The organism is Burkholderia pyrrocinia, assembly GCF_018417535.1.
GTDB lineage: Bacteria > Pseudomonadota > Gammaproteobacteria > Burkholderiales > Burkholderiaceae > Burkholderia > Burkholderia pyrrocinia_E.
The window spans coordinates 2,087,862-2,105,196 of the sequence record NZ_CP070978.1; the positions used below are offsets into that span (position 1 = coordinate 2,087,862).

The window sequence follows — 17,335 nt, forward strand, 5'->3', positions numbered from 1 at the left end:
CCATCACATCTCAAGCGACGCGCCGACACCCTGAAGCGCCCCGCGCGCCGGGTCGGCTTCCCCTACGCGTTCGCCACCCGCCAGCTTGCGCAGCACAACGTAGAACACCGGCGTCAGCAGCAGCCCGAACAGCGTCACACCGAGCATCCCGAAGAACACGGCAATGCCCATCGCGCGCCGCATCTCCGAGCCGGCGCCCGACGACAGCGCGAGCGGCACGACGCCCATCACGAACGCGATCGAGGTCATCAGGATCGGGCGCAATCGAAGCCGGCTTGCCTCAATTGCAGCGGCAACGATCGTGCGCCCCTGCTGCTCGAGTTCGCGCGCGAACTCGACGATCAGGATCGCGTTCTTTGCAGACAGCCCGACAAGCACCATCAACCCGATCTGCGTGAAGATATTGTTGTCGCCGCGCGTGAGCCAGACACCCGCAAGCGCCGACAGCATGCCCATCGGCACGACGAGGATGATCGCGAGCGGCAGCGTAAGGCTCTCGTAGAACGCAGCAAGCACGATGAACACGAGCAGCACGCTGATCGGGAACACCCAGAGCGCCGAATTGCCGGCCAGCACCTGCTGGTAGGTCATCTCGGTCCACTCGTACTTGATGCCGGGCGGGAAGGTCTCGGCCGCGATCCGGTCGATCGCCGCGAGCGCTTGCCCCGACGAGTAGCCCGGAGCCGGGCCACCGTTTAAGTCGGCGGCCGCGAAGCCGTTGTAGCGGACCACCATCTCCGGGCCATAGGTCGGCTTCACGCTGACGAGCGAGCCAAGCGGCACCATCTCGCCGTTCGCGTTGCGCGTCTTCAGCAGGCCGATGTCGTCCGCCGTCGCGCGAAACGGCGAATCGGCCTGCACACGCACCTGGTAGACACGGCCGAAGCGGTTGAAATCGTTCACGTAGAGCGAACCGAGATAGACCTGCATCGTGTCGAACACGTCGGTGACGGGAATGCCGAGTTGCTTGGCGCGCACACGGTCGATGTCGACGTTGAGCTGCGGCACATTGATCTGGTAGCTCGAGAACAGCGGCCCCAGTTCGGGTGCCGACGCGGCACGCTTGATAAAGGCCTGGGTGACCTCGTTCAGGCGTTCGTAGCCAAGCGCACCGCGATCCTCGATCTGCAGCTTGAAGCCGCCCAGCGTTCCGAGGCCGAGCACCGGCGGCGGCGGGAACACGGCGATGAACGAACTCTTGATCGCCCCGTATTCCTGGTTCAGCTGGCTGGCGATCACGTCGGCCGACAGCGCGCTGCTGCCGCGCTCGCCGAGCGGCTTCAGCGTGATGAAGACGATCCCCGCACTCGACGAGTTCGTGAAGCCGTTCACCGATAGCCCCGGGAATTCGAGCGCGCTCGCGACGCCAGGCTGCTTCAGCGCGATCCGCGTCATGTCGGCGATCACCTTCTCGGTCCGATCGAGCGACGCTCCGCTCGGCAGTTGCGCAAACGCGATCAGGTATTCCTTATCCTGCGCGGGCACGAAGCCGACCGGAACGGTCTTGCCGACGAACACGGTGACGCCGAGCAGCGCCGCGTAGACGGCCATCACCGCCGTCTTGCGGCCGACGATTCGCGCGACGCCTCCGCCATAGGCACCCGACACGCGATGAAATACGGAATTGAAACGGGCGAAGAACGCCCCGAAGATCCGATGCATGGTGCGCGTCAGCCAGTCCTGCGGCGCGTCGTGGCGCTTGAGCAGCAGCGCAGACAGCGCCGGCGACAGCGTCAACGAATTGAACGCCGAGATCACGGTCGAGATCGCGATCGTCATCGCAAACTGCTTATAGAACTGCCCGGTCAGCCCCGACATGAACGCGAGCGGCACGAACACGGCGACGAGCGTCAGCGCGATTGCAACGATCGGCCCGCTAACCTCGCGCATCGCCTGATAAGTCGCCTCGCGCGGACTCAGCCCCGCCGCAATGTTGCGCTCGACGTTCTCGACCACGACGATCGCGTCGTCCACCACGATCCCGATCGCGAGCACCATCCCGAACAGGGATAGCGCGTTGATCGAGAACCCGAATGCGAGCAGCAGCGAGAATGTCCCGACGATCGAGATCGGCACCGCGAGCAGCGGGATGATCGACGCGCGCCAGGTCTGCAGGAACAGCACGACGACGATCACGACGAGTGCAACCGCCTCGGCGAGCGTACGGATAACGGCGTCGATGCTCGCGCGAACGAACTGGGTCGGATCGAACACGATACGGTAGTCGACGCCCTTCGGCATGTCACGCTTGGCCTGCGTCATGATCTCGCGCACCTGTCGGGAAATCTCCAGTGCGTTGCCGTTCGGCGCCTGCAGAATCGCGAACGCAACGGCCGGCTTGCCGTCGAGCAGCGAGCGTAGTCCGTATTCGGAGGCGGCCAGCTCGACGCGTGCGACGTCTCGCAGATAGGTGACGCCGCCGCCCGGCGCCGCCTTCAGGACAATGTCGCCGAACTCGCGCTCGGTCGAGAGCCGCCCGCGCGCATTGACCGACAGTTGCATCGGCGCGTTGACCGACATCGGCGAGCCGCCGACCACGCCGGCTGCAACCTGTACGTTCTGCTCGCGAATCGCCGCGACCACGTCGTTCGCGGTCAGGCCGCGCGCGGCGACCTTCGCCGGATCGAGCCAGATCCGCATCGCATAGTCGCCGCCGCCCCAGATCTTGACCTCGCCGACGCCGGGCACGCGCTCGAGACGGTCCTTGATGTTGAGGATTCCGTAGTTTCGCAGATAGGTCATGTCGTAGCGGTTGTCGGGCGACACGAGATGCACGACGAGCGTCTGCGTTGGCGACGATTTCGCGGTCGTCACGCCAAGCCGCTGCACGTCTTCGGGCAGATGCGGCAGCGCCTGCGACACGCGGTTCTGCACCAGCTGCTGTGCCTTGTCGGGATCGGTGCCGACCTGGAACGTGACGGTCAGCGTCAGGTTGCCGTCGCCATTGGCTTGCGACTGCATGTAGAGCATGTCCTCGACGCCATTGATCTGCTCCTCGAGCGGCGATGCGACCGACTCGGCGATCACCTTCGGATTCGCGCCCGGATACTGCGCATGCACGACAATCGACGGCGGTACGACTTCCGGGTACTCGGACACCGGCAGCCGGAACAGCGAGATCAGCCCGGCGAGCAGCACGACGACAGACAGCATGCACGCGAAGATCGGCCGGTCGATGAAGAAACGGGAAATGTTCATGGCGGATCAGCCGTTCAGGGAGACGGGATGAGCCCGGACACCGTCGCCGGGTCGCACGCGCTGTACACCGTTCACGACGATGCGCTCGCCCTTCGCGAGCCCGCTATCGACGATGCGCAGGCCGTTGTCGGAGAGATCGCCGAGGACGATCATGCGGTACTCGACCTGGTTTCGGTCGTTGACGACGAGCACGAATTTCTTGTCCTGATCGGTGCCGATTGCCTCGTCGGGCACCATCAGCACCTCGTGCGGCGCGTCGCCTCCGATTCGCACGCGCGCGAAGAGGCCGGGCACGAGCGTTCCGTTCGGGTTATCGAAACGCGCGCGTACGCGGATCGTTCCCGAGCGGGCGTCGAGCCGGTTGTCGACCGATGCGACGCTGCCCTTGTACGAGTAGCCAGTTTCGTCTGCAAGACCCAGTCGCGCGGGCACATCGTCGTGCGCGGCGCGGCCGAGGAAGCGCAGATAGGTCTTCTCGTCGACGTCGAACGACGCGTAGATCGGCGAGGTCGAGACCAGCGTCGTCAGGAGCGGCGCATTCGCTCCCGCCGTCACGATGTTGCCGACCGTCAGTTCGGCGCGCGACACACGCCCCGCGACCGGCGCGACGATCCGCGTATAGGACAGGTTGATGCGCGCGGACTCGAGTGCGGCGCGCGCCGCCCGCAGGCCGGCCGACGCCTCGCGCGCGGCGTTCTGCTTCGCGTCGTAGTCGCGCTTTGCGATTGCATTGTCGGCGATGAGACGCTGCGCGCGCGCGGCGTCGGTGGCTGCATCGTCGCTGCGGGCCTGCGCTGCCGCGAGCTGCGCGGCAGCGCGGTCGACCTCGGCCGCGTACGGGCGCGGATCGATCGTGAAGAGCGGATCGCCCTTCCTGACGAGCGCGCCGTCGCGGAAGTGAACGGCGATGACCGTGCCGGAAACCAGCGGCCGGACTTCGACCTGCTCGATCGCTTCAACGCGCCCCGAATAGCTCTGCCATTCGGTGATGCGCCGCTGCAATACAGGCGCCACATCGACTTCGGTGAACGCAGCGGGTTCGTTGGCCTTTACCGCGCTGTGGCGGTCGAAACCGAGCGCCGTGAAGCCGGCCACCGCGACGGCCGCGGCGGCCGCGATCGTCAGCGCAGTCCTGCCGCGCCGGCGGCCGATCCGGCCGGATTGGGGAGAGGATGTCATAGGGTTGCCCTTGTCGTGATTCAGGTTCAGATCGTGCGATGCGCGGGCAACGCGTCGTTGCGTGCCGGTTCCGTGCCGGCCGCGCCGGGCGGGCCCAGGAGTGCGCGCATTGACGCCAGCGCGTTGGGCAGACCGGTCGATACGTCTGTCGCGAGCACGTAACCGTCGGGGCGGCACAGCACGGCGACGAGCCCGCCGAGCCGGTCATGCATCGCCGCGCTGTCGGGAAAACGGACCACGTCGTCGGCCGGACCCGCGTGGAAATGCCGGTCGGCGCAGATCGCCCAGCAGACGAGTGGCAGTTGCCGCGCGACGAGCCGCGCCGCCGCGAAGGCCTCGGCCGAGTCGCTCGCGGGGCCGGTCAGGAACAGCACGAAGCGGCCACCCGTAAACGCGTCGAGCGTCGTCTGCAGACGGCCAACCCCGATGCGTGGCATGCGGTCGCCGGCCTGCAGCGCGGCAGCTGCTCCACGACCAAAATGCGTTCCGCGATAGCCGAGCCGAAGTTGCGCCATCGCGGCGATCATCGTGACCGGCTGGCGGATCCGCAGCGCGATCGGCCCCAGCGCGAACATCGCAAGACGCACGAACGGGCCGGGCCGCGTGACCATCATCATCGCGCGGTCGGTCGATGCCACCACCTCGTTCGCGACGCGGCGGCGCTCGTCCTCGTACGTATCGAGCAACGCAGGCGCCGCGCGATGGCGCAACACGAGCGCAAGCTTCCAGGCGAGATTCACTGCGTCATGCATGCCCGTGTTCATGCCCTGCCCACCCGCCGGCGAATGGATGTGCGCCGCATCGCCGGCAAGGAACACGCGCCCCTCTCCGAAGCGCGCGGCGACGCGCTTGTGCATCCGGTAGCCCATCACGCGACTCGGCGAGTGGAACGACCAGCCGTTGAACAACCTGTTGTTCTCCAGAAATCGCGAGAATTGCGCGAAGTCGAGCTGCTCGGCCACGCCCTCGTCCTGCGTGAAGTCAGGGCCAACGATCCGGAATTGCCGCCCCGGCTGCGGAATCACCGCGACCGTCGTGCGGTCGCCGATGAATACGTGCGTGCTGTCGGTGTCGAGCCGCTGCTCGCCGATCTCGGCCTCGGCCAACAGAAACTTGGCCGGATAGGTTGCGCCCTCGAACTCGATGCCGAGCGCCGCGCGCACGGCGCTGTTCGCGCCGTCGGCACCGATCACGTAGCGGTAGCGGCGCGTCTCGTCCTCGCCGGTCGCGTGACGCAGCACAACATCAACGCCGTCGGCGTCCTGCACAAGCGAGACGAGGCCGACGCACCATTCGGGCGTCGCGCCCTGCTCCTCCAGGTGCTCGGCAAGAAACGCCTCGGTGCGCGATTGCGGCAGGATCAGGTAGAACGGATAAGCTGTCTCGTCGCGCAACACCTCGAAGTCGAGCGAAAACAACTCACGATCCGGTCGGTGAAAGCGCATGTAGCGCGTCGCGCGACCGGCTCGAATGAAGGTCTCGTCGAGTCCGAGGAAATGCAGGAATTCGAGCGTGCGCGCATGGATGCCGAGCGCCCGCGACTCGGTCACCGGCCTCGGCTTCGGGTCGACGATATCGAAACCGACTCCGAGCCGCTGCAAGTACGCGGCCGCCATCAGGCCGACCGGCCCCGCGCCCACCACCAGAATGTCGTTCATCGTTCCAGGTCCGAAAGGAGTGAATGAAGGTCGCCACACTGCGTCGCGTGCGACACGTCGTGTATGTCGAGCAGCATCAGCCCGCAACTGAAGCCGGCGCCCGAATCGATCAGCAGCACGCGCTGACCGCGCTCGAGCTGACCGCTCCGTGCAAGCGCCGCGAGCGACACGAACGGATCCGCCGTGCCGGTATGTCCGACGGTCAACCCGTATTCTTCGTAGTGGCGCACCGCAAGACTGCGAAACATGCCGGCATAAAGCGGCTTCGTGATCGCGCGGCTCAGATGCGGCGTGATCAGCCAGTCGGCGGGCCGCGTGCCGAGATCGGTTGCGCCGAGCACGTCGTCGCGCAGCCGCGCGAGCGCGGCGCCGATTGCGTCGAAGAAGCGTTCGCGGCCGTAGCGCTCGATAAAGGCTTTCTTGCTGGCCCGCACGCCGAATTCACGTGCCGCATGCCCCGCGTCCTCGATGTGCTCGTCGGCGTGACGATGCATGCCTTCGAGTTCCGGCACGCTGGCTATCGACAGATGCCGGACCCGCGCGAAACCGGGTGTACGCCCGAACAGGACGGCAGCCGCCGCGTCGCCATAGAGCACGCCATAGTCGCCGCGCCAGCGGTCAAACGACGAGGTGCCGAAACGGTCGGCACCGACAACCAGCGCATCGCGTTCCTCGCCTTGCGCGGCGCCGCGCAGCGCGTCAAGCGCCAGTCGCGCCGCGACAAACATCGCGTTGCAGCCGTGCGAGAGCGAGAACGCAAGCGCCTGCGGGGCGTTCAGCACGCGCTGAAGAAAGGCAGCCGGCTGCCAGAGGCGTGCATTGCCGTGCCGGTGAATCGACGCGTAGCTCAACTGCACGAGCCGAGCGCCGTCGGCGCCGGCCACGTCGAGCGCCGTGCGCGCAGTCGCGAGCGCCATGTCTGCCGGCCACCACTCAGACTCGATCGCGATCGACAAATAGCCGTCCTTCGTGTGTTCCTCGTCGCCATACCAATCGCGCCCGATCGCCTCATAGACCGTCACGCGCGTGGCCGGCACATAGGAAGCGCAGGTCCGGATCCAGAATTCGTCCGTTGCGGGCGCGTGGCCGGCAGTTCGCTTCGGATCACTCACGATCGCCCTCCACGACAGAGTCGAGCCGGCCATCGTCGACACGCGCCGGTGGAAGGTTTGCCTGGATCACGTCACAGCAGATCGCCGCGACAGCGCGCACCGCGCTCGACCGGCTCGAGGTCTCGAGCAGCGACATCCAGACTGGAAGCACCGACTCGCCGGGCCCGTCGCCGGACGGTTCGAAGCGCACGAGTCCCGAGTACCCGCCGATCATGTAGTCGGGCAGCATGGCGGTGCCGAAACCGTCGCGCACGAGGGTCGCGACATCTTCGAGATGCGTGATGTGCAGCTCGGTCGAGCCGTTTCCGCTCACCTGCCGCCCGAGCCAGACGCCGTCGCGAAAGCTCCAGACCGGCAACACCGAGCGCTCGCCTTCCCGACACGCGCTCGACGCGGCCATCGACATCGTCAGTTCCGCGAGGCGGCGAATCCGCCGCCGGCCGCGATCCGGCCGCGTGAAGCCGAAGCTCAGGTCGGCGTCGCCGATATCGCGCTGGCGCGCACAGAAGGTCGTGACGCTCACCGTGATCCCCGCGTTTGCCGCGAGGAACGGCGGCAACGCGGGCAGCAGTAGCCGTGCGAGCATCGAATCGACCGACAGGTTGACGTGGTCCATCACGGTGCCGCCCCCCTTGATCGACTGTTCAAGCACGCCGAACGCATCGCTGATCTGCTCGCAGTTCTCAAGCACCTGGCGGCCGGCCATGGTCAGTTCGATGCCGTGCGGCCGGCGCTGGAACAGGCAAAGGTCGAGCATGTCCTCGAGCTGCTCGATGCGACGGCTCAGCGTCGCGACGCTGACGCCGAGCGTCTCGGCCGCACGCCGCATCACACCGCATTGCGCGAGCACGACGAAATGGCGGTATGCGTCCCAATCCCAATGCAAATGATTGCGCCGCTTCGTGTCCGCCAGCGCGGCCGCACTCATGGACACTGAAACCGGCCGGGCGCACTTGCCCGCCGACGTGGCGGGCAAATCACTGGCGTTCGTGTCGGGGGGAACTCGTTGCAACATGGGAGCCTCTGGGCAGTGTCACGAACATCGATACGATCCGAGGGGACAGCTCGGGGCGGTCAGCCATGCACATGGGCGGTCGACGCACCGTCGACCAGCAGGTTCGCGCCGGCAATGAAGCTCGCTGCCGGGCTCGACACGAACGCGACCACGCGACCGATCTCGGCCGGGGTGCAGAGGCGGCCAAGTGGATTCGCCTGCACGGTCGCCTCGTAAATCTCGGGCGCATTTCGCTTGATTTGCCCCCAGAAACCGCCCTCGTCATAGGTGTCCCCGGGCGAGACGACATTGACGCGGATGCCGTCTGTCACGTGTTTGCGTGCGAGCGACTTCATGTAATGCGCGAGCGCGGCCTTGACGCTGCCATAGGCCTCGAAGCCCGGCGTGGCGAAGCTGCCGGCCTTCGAGCCGATGTAAGTGAGTGCCGCATGCGGCGAGCGCGCGAGTTTGGGCAGCACCGCTTCGACGCCCGCGATCGTTGCGCGCAGGTCGGTGTCGATCGACGCGTCCCAGTCGCCCGAGATCGCGCTGACGTTCGGCACGAAGATATCGATCACGTCGATGCCGGAAATCCAGCGCGCCAGCGCACCCGGCTCCGTGACGTCGAGCGACGTGCCGTGTACTTTGCCGGGCTTGCCCGCGAGCGCCGCCTCGACGGTCGCGACACGATCGGCCGAGCGCGAGCAGAACCAGACGTTCGCTCCCTCCGCCGCGAGCGTCTCGACGATCGCGAGACCAATGCCCGCCGTGCCGCCCGTGACCACCGCATTCAATCCGTTCAATTGCAGATCCATGTCGACTCCTGAGTTGCGTAATGGGGAAAATGAAGACAAAGCCCGTCCTCGCCGGCGCGAGGCGCGCGCCGGCGGAACGTCGGTTGCAGCGGAAAAGTCGGCTATTTCGCGGCAGTCGGGCCGCTGTGCTGCGCAGCGTCCTCGATCATTGCGGCGACGGTGTCGGGGTGGGACAGGATCGATGCATGGCCGGACGGAATCCTCACGATGTGCGCGTTGATCCGCTGCGCCATCCATTCCTGCAGCGCCGGATCGACGATCTGGTCACGCGTCGACACCGCGTACCACGACGGCTTGCTGTGCCAGGCGGCAACCGCGACCTTGTCGTCGAACGCGTCAATCGACATCGGCAGTTGCGAGGCCGCCATCACGCGCACGACCTTCTCGGGCGTGTCGTGCGCAAGCGCCTGCCAGTAGCCGGCCGGATCCATCAAATAGTTGCCGTAGCGGTCTTCGGTGACGGCCTTGAGACCCGGCATCGTCGCCTGGGCTGCCGTATGCTTCTGCAAGTCGTGGACCGATTCGCCGACGTCGGGCGCGAGCGCCGCGACGTAGACGAGCGCGGTGATCTTCGCGTCGGTGCCGACCTCGGTGATCGGCATACCTGCCCACGAATAGCCAACCAGCACCGTAGGGCCACTCTGCCGCTCGAGCACGCGGCGCACCGCAACCTCGTCATCGTGCAGCGAGGTCAGCGGGTTCTGCACGGCAGTGACGGTATAGCCCTTGTCCTGCAGTATCTCTGTCACGCGCGACCAGCTCGACGCGTCGACGAATGCACCGTGGACCAGCACGATGTTGCGGACCGGAACGGCAGCCGCCGCATCGGTCTGCGCGACAGCCGGCATCGACGCCATGGCGATGCCGGCCGCCGCGACCGTTGCCGCGATCATGCGTGTGATTGATGTCGGACGTGAATGCTTCCGCAGTCGGTATTTCTGCACGGCCCTCTCCCTGTATCGGTTCCATTCGGCGAATCTGCATCGGAAATCGCATTGCAACGCCAGTTACCTCTCCCGCGCCCTGTCCGACTCCGTGGTCCGATTAATTAATCGGCAAAACGTGATGTGTTGGTGTAATTTTGTCGATCTCTTTATATCTGATACAGTAGCGGCCAGTATTTATAGAAAACAATCAAATTGAAGAATCCGTCAGATCGAAAAACAAAAGAAATATTTCAATTTGCTTTCTACCGAAAAAGAAATAGCGAGTATCAGGTCGGCATGATGTGAATTACCGACGTGACGAGAATTAATCTGACGGGACTTTTACCGAGGGCCATGATGGATCGTTTCACGAGCATGTCGGTTTTCGTTCGCGTGGTCGAAACCGGCGGATTCGCTGCTGCGGCTGAAGTCACGGGCATTTCAGCGGCCATGGTCGGGAATCATATTCGTGCGCTCGAAGCCCATCTCGGTGCGCGACTGCTGAATCGCACCACGCGGCAGCAAAGCCTGACCGAGGTCGGGCGCACGTATTACGGCCAATGCGTCAGCATTCTGTCGCAAATGGAGCTGGCCGAATCCGATGCGCGCGAAATGACGGCCGTCGCGCGCGGTGTATTGCGTGTCACCGCGCCCGTGTCGTTCGGCGCGCAGTGCCTGACGCCGGCGCTCTCGCGTTTCCTGGAGCAAGCGCCGAACGTCGAGGTCGAACTGACGCTGTCGGACCGTCTCGTCGAACTCGTCAACGAAGGCTTCGACGTCGCGATCCGGATCGGCCACCTGCCGGCCTCGAACCTGATCGCACGCCCGCTGATTCCGTACCGGATGGTTGTCTGCGCGGCGCCGGCCTATCTCGAACGGCACGGCACGCCGCGCGATCCGGGCGATCTGATTCATCACGAGTGCCTGTCGTTCGGTGTCCACCGGCGTACGCGCGAATGGCGCTTCTACGAGGCGAACGGCGAAGGTCGCGCCGTTCAGATCGGCGGACGGCTCACGGTGAACCACGGCCCTGCACTGCGGATGGCCGCGCTCGCGGGCGCGGGCATCCTGATGCAGCCCGAGTTGCTCGTCGCCGACGATCTGCGCAACGGCTCGCTCGTGCAATTGTTCGAAAACGAGCGGATGCCCGAGCGTCCGATGCATCTCGTTTATCAGCGCGACATCAACATGCCGCTGAAGGTCCGGCATTTCGTCAATTTCGTGCTCGACACCTGGCGACCCGACTCCGCAGCAGGCGACACCGCGCCTCCGCCAACGATGATGGATGCGCCCGCCGCGTGATAGCGGCACGATAGACGCAGCTCCGCCCGGTACGACCGTGCTTGCGCGCTCGCGATCGTCGCACCGTGCATCACCGCGCCTCGCGCACGTGGAGATCGACGATCGCGGCAGCATGCGCACGCGCCATCTCGTCGGCGCGCGCATCGTAGCGCATCGCCCAGTTCGAGCCACCCATCTCGCGCTTGGTGAAGCTGTGCCGCGCATGGCCCAGCACGATCAGTTGCCATCGTAGTTGCGCCGCAGTGACCTCCTGCGTAAACGACGAAATCGATTCGGATGGAATCAGCGGATCGCTGCCGCCATGGATCATCGTGAATTCCGCGTCGGTCGCACCTGCGCTCACGGACGCCTCGGTCGATGGGTCGCCGTGAATCGACACCGCTGCGGTAACGGTGCGATCGGCACGCGCAAGCTCGAACGCGAGCGAGCCGCCAAAGCAAAAACCGATCGTAACGAGAGGTCCGCGTGCGTGCCAGTGCGGGACAAGCGCAGCAAGGATGCCGGTCAGACGCCGTCGCGTCTCGAGCGGACGCGCACGTGCATAACGGATCACCGAATCGGCGCGATGGTCATAGCCGTCCGGTTTGTAGCTCTTGCCATAGAAATCGGTCAGCAGCACCTCCGCACCGCACGCGCGGCTGTAGGCCGCGGCAAGGCGTGCCGCACCGGGCGAGGCGGTGCCTTCGAAGTCCGGAAACATCAGGATGCGCGCACGCGTCTCCTCCAGTCGCGCGTCGTCGTGTCGACGGACGTCATGTACGATGCCGTCGACTTCGATATCAAACGTATCGATTGCTGATATGGATGGGGGCATGGTGGAAACGGAACCTTATCAGGGGATGGTCAATGGAGCGCCCGAGGTCAGCCAGGCGCGTGGCGGTGTAATCGGCAGTCGCGGCAGGACGCGCCAGCCGCGTTCGGACGCGATGCACTCGAGCGCCGCATCGCCCGCGACAACGACGGCCTCGCCGAGCCGCGCGAGAAACGGCAGGTCGGACAGGTGGTCGCCATAACCGATGCACTCGTCCGCATCCAGCCCGAGCTCTTCAAGCAGCGCGCTGAGTGCCTGCCACTTGCCCTCGCCGATTGTTTGCGGCGGCAGCAACTCGCCCGTCAGGCGGCCGGCCGCGTCGATCTCGAGTTCGATCGACAGCACGTAGGTCGCATCGAGCAGCGTCGCGAGCGGCGTCAGGAACAGGCGCGCCGAGCCCGACAGCAACGCGACCGGCGTCTGGTTCGATCGATGCATCTGCAGCGCCGTGAGTACGGGCTCGATCAGAATCGCGTCGCCGCTTGTCAGCAGACGGTCGAACCAGTCGTCCGCGCAGCGCCGCACGAGCGCCGAGTCGAAGCCGGCAAACGCGCGATAGAAGTGGCGGTTTACCTGCTCGCGAGAAAGCGTCGCGCCGCTGCGGCGCAGCGCGTCGAACCAGACCGCGAACGGTTCGCCGCCGACGCGACCGTCCGCACCCGCACGCGCGGTGAAAAAGTATTCGGCAAAGCTGAAAAGGCCCTTGATCGACAGGATCGTTTCGTCGACGTCGAATACCGCGAGCCTCGGTACGGTCGAACACCGCGGGAGTGTGCGCATGATTCACGCCACCATTTGCGTCTGGGTCAACTGCTCGGTGCGGGCGGCCAGCATGCTGGTCGCCGCCGCATGCTCACGACCGCTGATCCACGACACGTCGAATGCCGTAAACGACACCATGCAGACCGCGCAGAGCGCCTGGGCCTGCCAGATTTCAATCCGCGCCTCGATCGTCACATTGCCCTTGTCGTTACGCTTTTCCGACAGAACGAAATAGCGCGCGCAGGCGTCGATCGGAAACACGAAGGCCTTGAATTCGGTCTCCATGCGATGGATCACGAAGTAATGGCGCTTCTTCGACGGCAGGAAGAACTGCTCGGTGACGGCAAGAAATGCCTGGCGTGCCGCCTCGGTAATTCCCATGCCCTGGATATGCTGGCCCGACATGTGATCGTCGAAGAATTCGTTATCGCCGTCGAAATACAGATCCATCAGGAATTCGCAATCCGTGACCTGCTCGGCAAGACTCACGACGATATTGCGCGACTTGTGTTTGTGCGCGTCGAAATAGGTCGCCTTGGGACGCCTGGTCGCGATCGACAGTTCGATCATTGCGGGCGCTTCCGCGTAACGCGCGATCAGCGCCCCCAGTTCTTCGGTATCGACGCCCTGGCCCGGCATGACCTTAAGGCGCTTTGCGAGCGGTTCCTTCGCGATCAGATCAATGAATGCCGAGACCGTGAATACCGAGTCATGCTTTTCCGCGAATTGGGAAAACCGATTATGCACCACGTAAACAATTTCCATTGCGATCTCCGTTGATTCAATTTAACAAAATCCCCAACCAACGGATCGATTCTATCGAAGTGCCTTTTTTATAAAATACCCAGATCTGAAACAGCCGTTCAGTGATTTGCTATCCATGAAACGGGAAAATCGGATATATCGGCAAGCTGGAATCGCCTGCTGTCCACGCCACTCATGCGGTCCTGCATTTGTGCCGCGCATGCCCCGCAAGCCGTGCCGCTTGCGCGATCCATCTACGCCAAAATGGCCAACGCCCCGCCGGCACACCGACGGGGCAGATTCGGACTACGCGCATCAGCTCTTCTGTGGCAGGCCGGCCGGCGCGAGCGCCTCGCGGCGCACGGTCAGCGACAGCAGCAGGCCGACTACGCTGACGAGCGCGGCCACCCATGGCAGGTTCGTCAAGCCGAGCCCGTGATCGATCGCGAGGCCGCCGAGCCAGGCGCCACCCGCGTTGCCCAGATTGAAGGCGGCGATGTTGAAGGCCGAGGCCAGCACGGGAGCGTCCTTCGCATAGGTCATCACATTCATCTGCAGCGGCGCGATCGTCGCGAACATCGCGGCACCGAACAGGAACACGAGTACGACCATCGCGACTGTGCTATGCATCAGTACACCGATCAGCGCGAGTACCGCGATCAGCGCACCGAGCGTCAAACGCAGCGCACCCATCAGGTTGCGGTCGGCGAGCCGACCGCCGACCGGGTTGCCGACCGTCATGCCGAGCCCGAACAGCAGCAGCAGCGGCGCGACGAATTTCGCGTTAAGGCCCGTGATCTCGGTCAGCATCGGCGCGATATAAGTGAACGCCGTGAACGTGCCGCCGAATCCCAGCACCGTGATCAACAGCGCGCGCAGCGTGCTTGCCTGCGTCAGCGTGCGCACCTCCTTCGCGAAATTGTGGTCTTCCGAGCGCTTCAGATGAGGCACGAGCAGTGCGATTGCGATCGCGGCCAGCACACCGATCGCGGCAACCGCGATGAAGGTCGTGCGCCAGCCAAACCACTGGCCAATCACCGTGCCAGCCGGCGCCCCGAGGATATTGGCGATCGTCGCGCCGAGGAACATCGTCGAGATCGCGCTTGCCTGTCGGTCCGGCGCAACGAGGCTCGCCGCGACAACGGCACCGAGGCCGAAGAAGGTCGCCTGCGCGAGCGCCGTGACGAGGCGCGCGAGCAGCAGCAGTTCGTAGCTTGGCGCAACCGCACAGGCCAGGTTGCCAACGGCGAACAGCCCCATCAGACCGATCAGTACCGGCTTGCGCGGCAGGCGCGCGAGGAACGGCGTCAGGAGTGGCGCGCCGACCACCACGCCCATCGCGTAGCCGGTCACGAGGAATCCTGCGCTCGAGATCGAGATATGCAGGTCGCGCGCGACATCGAGCAGCAGCCCCATGATCACGAACTCGCTGGTGCAGATTGCAAAGGCGCCTATGGCTAGCGCAAAAATGGCAACGGGCATGACTGATTCTCCAGATCGAAAAAACAGGCGCCCAGTGTCCCGGCAATAGAGATCGGCATAAAGCCGATAGCGGTGTTTTCAGTTCGCAGCAGAATTGCGGAATCGTGAAACGATTTTTGGACGGGACGGGTAGGCATGCATCGCTCAGCGCGGACTGCACACTTGGAGGGAATTCGCCGACAGCCACGCAGCTGCGGATACCGCATTAATAGATCAACGCTCGTCGGCTCCGTCGGCATGCTTTGCGCGGAGTGCTCCCTTGACACCACCGTCGCCACAGATTGCACCATTTATTCTCATAAAATTAGATTTATGCTCTATCAATCTGTCTATTTGTAGCCATAAAAATCCACAAATTACAATAATCAAGATTTATATTCAAAGACAACGTATCGAGACCGCGAACATCTTTTCCGGGAGACCACACACCTGTTGGCTCTCGGAAAAGATGTCTTTGACACCCTATAAAAATCAATAACTTGGACAACTTTTCCAAGATGAGGTGATCTTTCCCCATCTCAGGAAAGTCGTCCTTGGGTGCCTGAATTCTCGGAAAAGCCGTCTTCGGGATCCACCTGCGGAAGCTTGCTACCGCGACGACTCACGGGAGCCGTATCTTTCTCGCCAACCCTCCGAGATGAAGCGATAACCCTCTACGGAAAAGACGTTCGTCAAGAATCCGCATCCGTTCCGGATGCCGTCTGTCCGGCCTTCCAGCACGATCACACCTACACCGTCAACCCGACAGGCGATGGCGGACCGTGTCGTCGATGCGATCACCCGGCGCTTCGACGTACAGGCGGATCGTCTATAGTCTTCTCGAACAGCGTGGAGGGGCCGCGGGCGAACCGCCGCCCCTCCGCCCGCGGTTAGAACAGCGTGGCGACACCGGCAAACGCACCGAACTGGCTGTGGCCATAGTTCGGATTCAGGCTCGACGCATTACCGTTGACCGGATCGTTGTTCGTGTTTGCCCCGTACGATCCTCCGTTGAGTCCGAGGTTCGAGGTCGCACTATTGCGCAGATAGCCAAGTTCCGTGTACAGACGAGTCCGCTTCGAGAGCTGATATCCGCCGGACAGCGTATACATGGTCGCGTTGCCGTTGCCGCGATTGGCATTCGCGTGATAAATCGCTCCCGTTACCGAAGTCGTGGGCGATATCTCCCATCGCGCGCCTGCCCACTCATGGTCGACTGCGCTCGGCAGAGACGTGCCGGCGGGCAGCGTGGACGCGGTCGTCGATCCGTAATAGCCGGCATTGGACGCATCGGGCGCGGAAAGGTGCTGGTAGCCAGCATAGAACGTCACCGGCCCCCATGCATACGATCCGCCGGCGAACAGGGAGCGCGACGCGAAGTAGACGTTGCTGAACTTCCCGTTGCCGTCGCGCACCTCGTCGTAGATCACCTGCAAGTCGACGCTGTGCGCGTTGTATTCCAGCTTGAGGCCGGCGACGCGGCCCTGCGAACTGCCGACTCCCGTCGAGGTGCCGAGCTGGCTCGGCGCGCTGCCTGGCGTACCGGAATTCCACTTGGTGGAGTTGGTCAGGTTGTACTGGCCTTGAACCGTGAATCCGCCGAAGCTCGGCGACACGTATTCGAATCCGTTTGCTGCCTGCGGGAACATGCGACCGCGCACAAGGGTCCCGAACGAATATTTCATCGTCTGCTGCGGATCGAGAACCCCCGCATATTGCAGCAATTCGCTCGCACCAAAGTTACCGATCCGGAACGAACCATAGCTCGCATTGCTCATCCCGACAGTCGCCTGCCCCTCGAAGAACGAGCCGTTCGCATAAGACCCGTTCTGCGTGTTGAGCCGGGACTCGAGCTGGAATCTCACGGACGTGCCGCCGCCGATGTCCTCGACGCCCTTCAGGCCGAACCTCGATTGCGCCCAGTTTCCCGATTCCGCGGACAGACGATGGCCATTCGGCAAGCCCGTCTCGTACTGCACGCCGTTGTCGACGAGGCCGTACAGCGTCACGCTGCTCTGTGCGCTGGCGACAGCGGCCAGACTCATGGTCAGCGAGCCCAGAATGATACGTTTCATCTTTATCTCCGATCCCCAAAGCTTGGATAACTGCTATTTTTTAATTCGCACTACTTATTAAAAGACGGTTTCTGTTTTTTTTATTCCCCCCTCTGTTCCGGTCGGACCCTCGGCCGGCGTCACGCCTGTCGCGGGCTCAAGATTGGCCGACGCGCAAGTCCCGCCGACGCGTTGCCGGCGTCGCTGTTGTGTCGCTGTTGTGCCGCTGTCGGATGTGCTTCGATTGCCGGACGGACCGGCCCTTGTCGGCCTGCCGGCGTGGCGTGTCAGGCCGGATAATCTCTGGAGCCGTGTGGCA

General features: G+C 64.0%; 13 protein-coding genes. 1 reads left to right on the forward strand and 12 read right to left on the reverse strand.

Annotation, left to right across the window (positions count from 1 at the left end; genetic code table 11):
- Positions 1-3: 3 nt before the first annotated feature.
- The 7 genes from JYG32_RS27525 to JYG32_RS27555 form a co-directional block, all read right to left on the reverse strand.
- The gene (locus JYG32_RS27525; protein WP_174379329.1) at positions 4-3,198 is read right to left on the reverse strand and encodes an efflux RND transporter permease subunit; all 3,195 of its coding nucleotides are present in this window, start codon (positions 3,196-3,198) and stop codon (positions 4-6) included.
- Between the two features lie 6 nt (positions 3,199-3,204).
- On the reverse strand, positions 3,205-4,377 hold the full coding sequence (locus JYG32_RS27530; protein ID WP_213265714.1) for an efflux RND transporter periplasmic adaptor subunit: 1,173 nt from the start codon (positions 4,375-4,377) through the stop codon (positions 3,205-3,207).
- Between the two features lie 26 nt (positions 4,378-4,403).
- Positions 4,404-6,035: an FAD-dependent monooxygenase gene (locus JYG32_RS27535; protein WP_213265715.1), complete on the reverse strand. Its 1,632-nt coding sequence runs from the start codon at positions 6,033-6,035 to the stop codon at positions 4,404-4,406.
- On the reverse strand, positions 6,032-7,147 hold the full coding sequence (locus JYG32_RS27540) for a ketoacyl-ACP synthase III family protein (RefSeq protein WP_213265716.1): 1,116 nt from the start codon (positions 7,145-7,147) through the stop codon (positions 6,032-6,034). Before JYG32_RS27540 ends, JYG32_RS27535 begins: the two co-directional genes overlap by 4 nt.
- Positions 7,140-8,075, reverse strand: a complete 936-nt coding sequence (locus JYG32_RS27545; RefSeq protein WP_213265717.1) for a LysR family transcriptional regulator — start codon at positions 8,073-8,075, stop codon at positions 7,140-7,142. The genes JYG32_RS27540 and JYG32_RS27545 overlap by 8 nt, the downstream gene beginning before the upstream one ends.
- A 146-nt stretch (positions 8,076-8,221) precedes the next feature.
- Positions 8,222-8,956, reverse strand: coding sequence for an SDR family NAD(P)-dependent oxidoreductase (locus JYG32_RS27550; protein WP_174379324.1), 735 nt, complete (start codon positions 8,954-8,956; stop codon positions 8,222-8,224).
- A gap of 101 nt (positions 8,957-9,057) precedes the next feature.
- Entirely contained in the window at positions 9,058-9,849 is a 792-nt protein-coding gene (locus tag JYG32_RS27555) for an alpha/beta hydrolase (RefSeq protein ID WP_213265718.1), read from the reverse strand.
- 390 nt (positions 9,850-10,239) lie between these two features.
- On the opposite strand from JYG32_RS27555, the gene JYG32_RS27560 reads away from it, so the two are divergent.
- Entirely contained in the window at positions 10,240-11,184 is a 945-nt protein-coding gene (locus JYG32_RS27560) for a LysR family transcriptional regulator (RefSeq protein WP_213267496.1), read from the forward strand.
- A 70-nt stretch (positions 11,185-11,254) separates the two neighbouring features.
- Here JYG32_RS27560 and JYG32_RS27565 read toward each other — a convergent pair whose 3' ends face one another.
- The 5 genes from JYG32_RS27565 to JYG32_RS27585 form a co-directional block, all read right to left on the reverse strand.
- Positions 11,255-11,998 carry a dienelactone hydrolase family protein gene (locus JYG32_RS27565; protein ID WP_174379321.1) on the reverse strand — a complete coding sequence of 248 codons (744 nt, stop codon included), beginning with the start codon at positions 11,996-11,998 and terminating at the stop codon, positions 11,255-11,257.
- Positions 11,999-12,016: 18 nt separating this feature from the next.
- Positions 12,017-12,775: an HAD family hydrolase gene (locus JYG32_RS27570; protein WP_174379320.1), complete on the reverse strand. Its 759-nt coding sequence runs from the start codon at positions 12,773-12,775 to the stop codon at positions 12,017-12,019.
- Between the two features lie 3 nt (positions 12,776-12,778).
- A complete protein-coding gene (locus JYG32_RS27575) occupies positions 12,779-13,522 on the reverse strand; it encodes an AfsA-related hotdog domain-containing protein (RefSeq protein WP_174379319.1) in 744 nt (247 codons plus the stop codon).
- Between the two features lie 294 nt (positions 13,523-13,816).
- Positions 13,817-14,983, reverse strand: a complete 1,167-nt coding sequence (locus tag JYG32_RS27580) for an MFS transporter (protein WP_213265719.1) — start codon at positions 14,981-14,983, stop codon at positions 13,817-13,819.
- A gap of 869 nt (positions 14,984-15,852) precedes the next feature.
- Entirely contained in the window at positions 15,853-17,037 is a 1,185-nt protein-coding gene (locus JYG32_RS27585; RefSeq protein WP_213265720.1) for a porin, read from the reverse strand.
- Between the last annotated feature and the right edge of the window lie 298 nt (positions 17,038-17,335).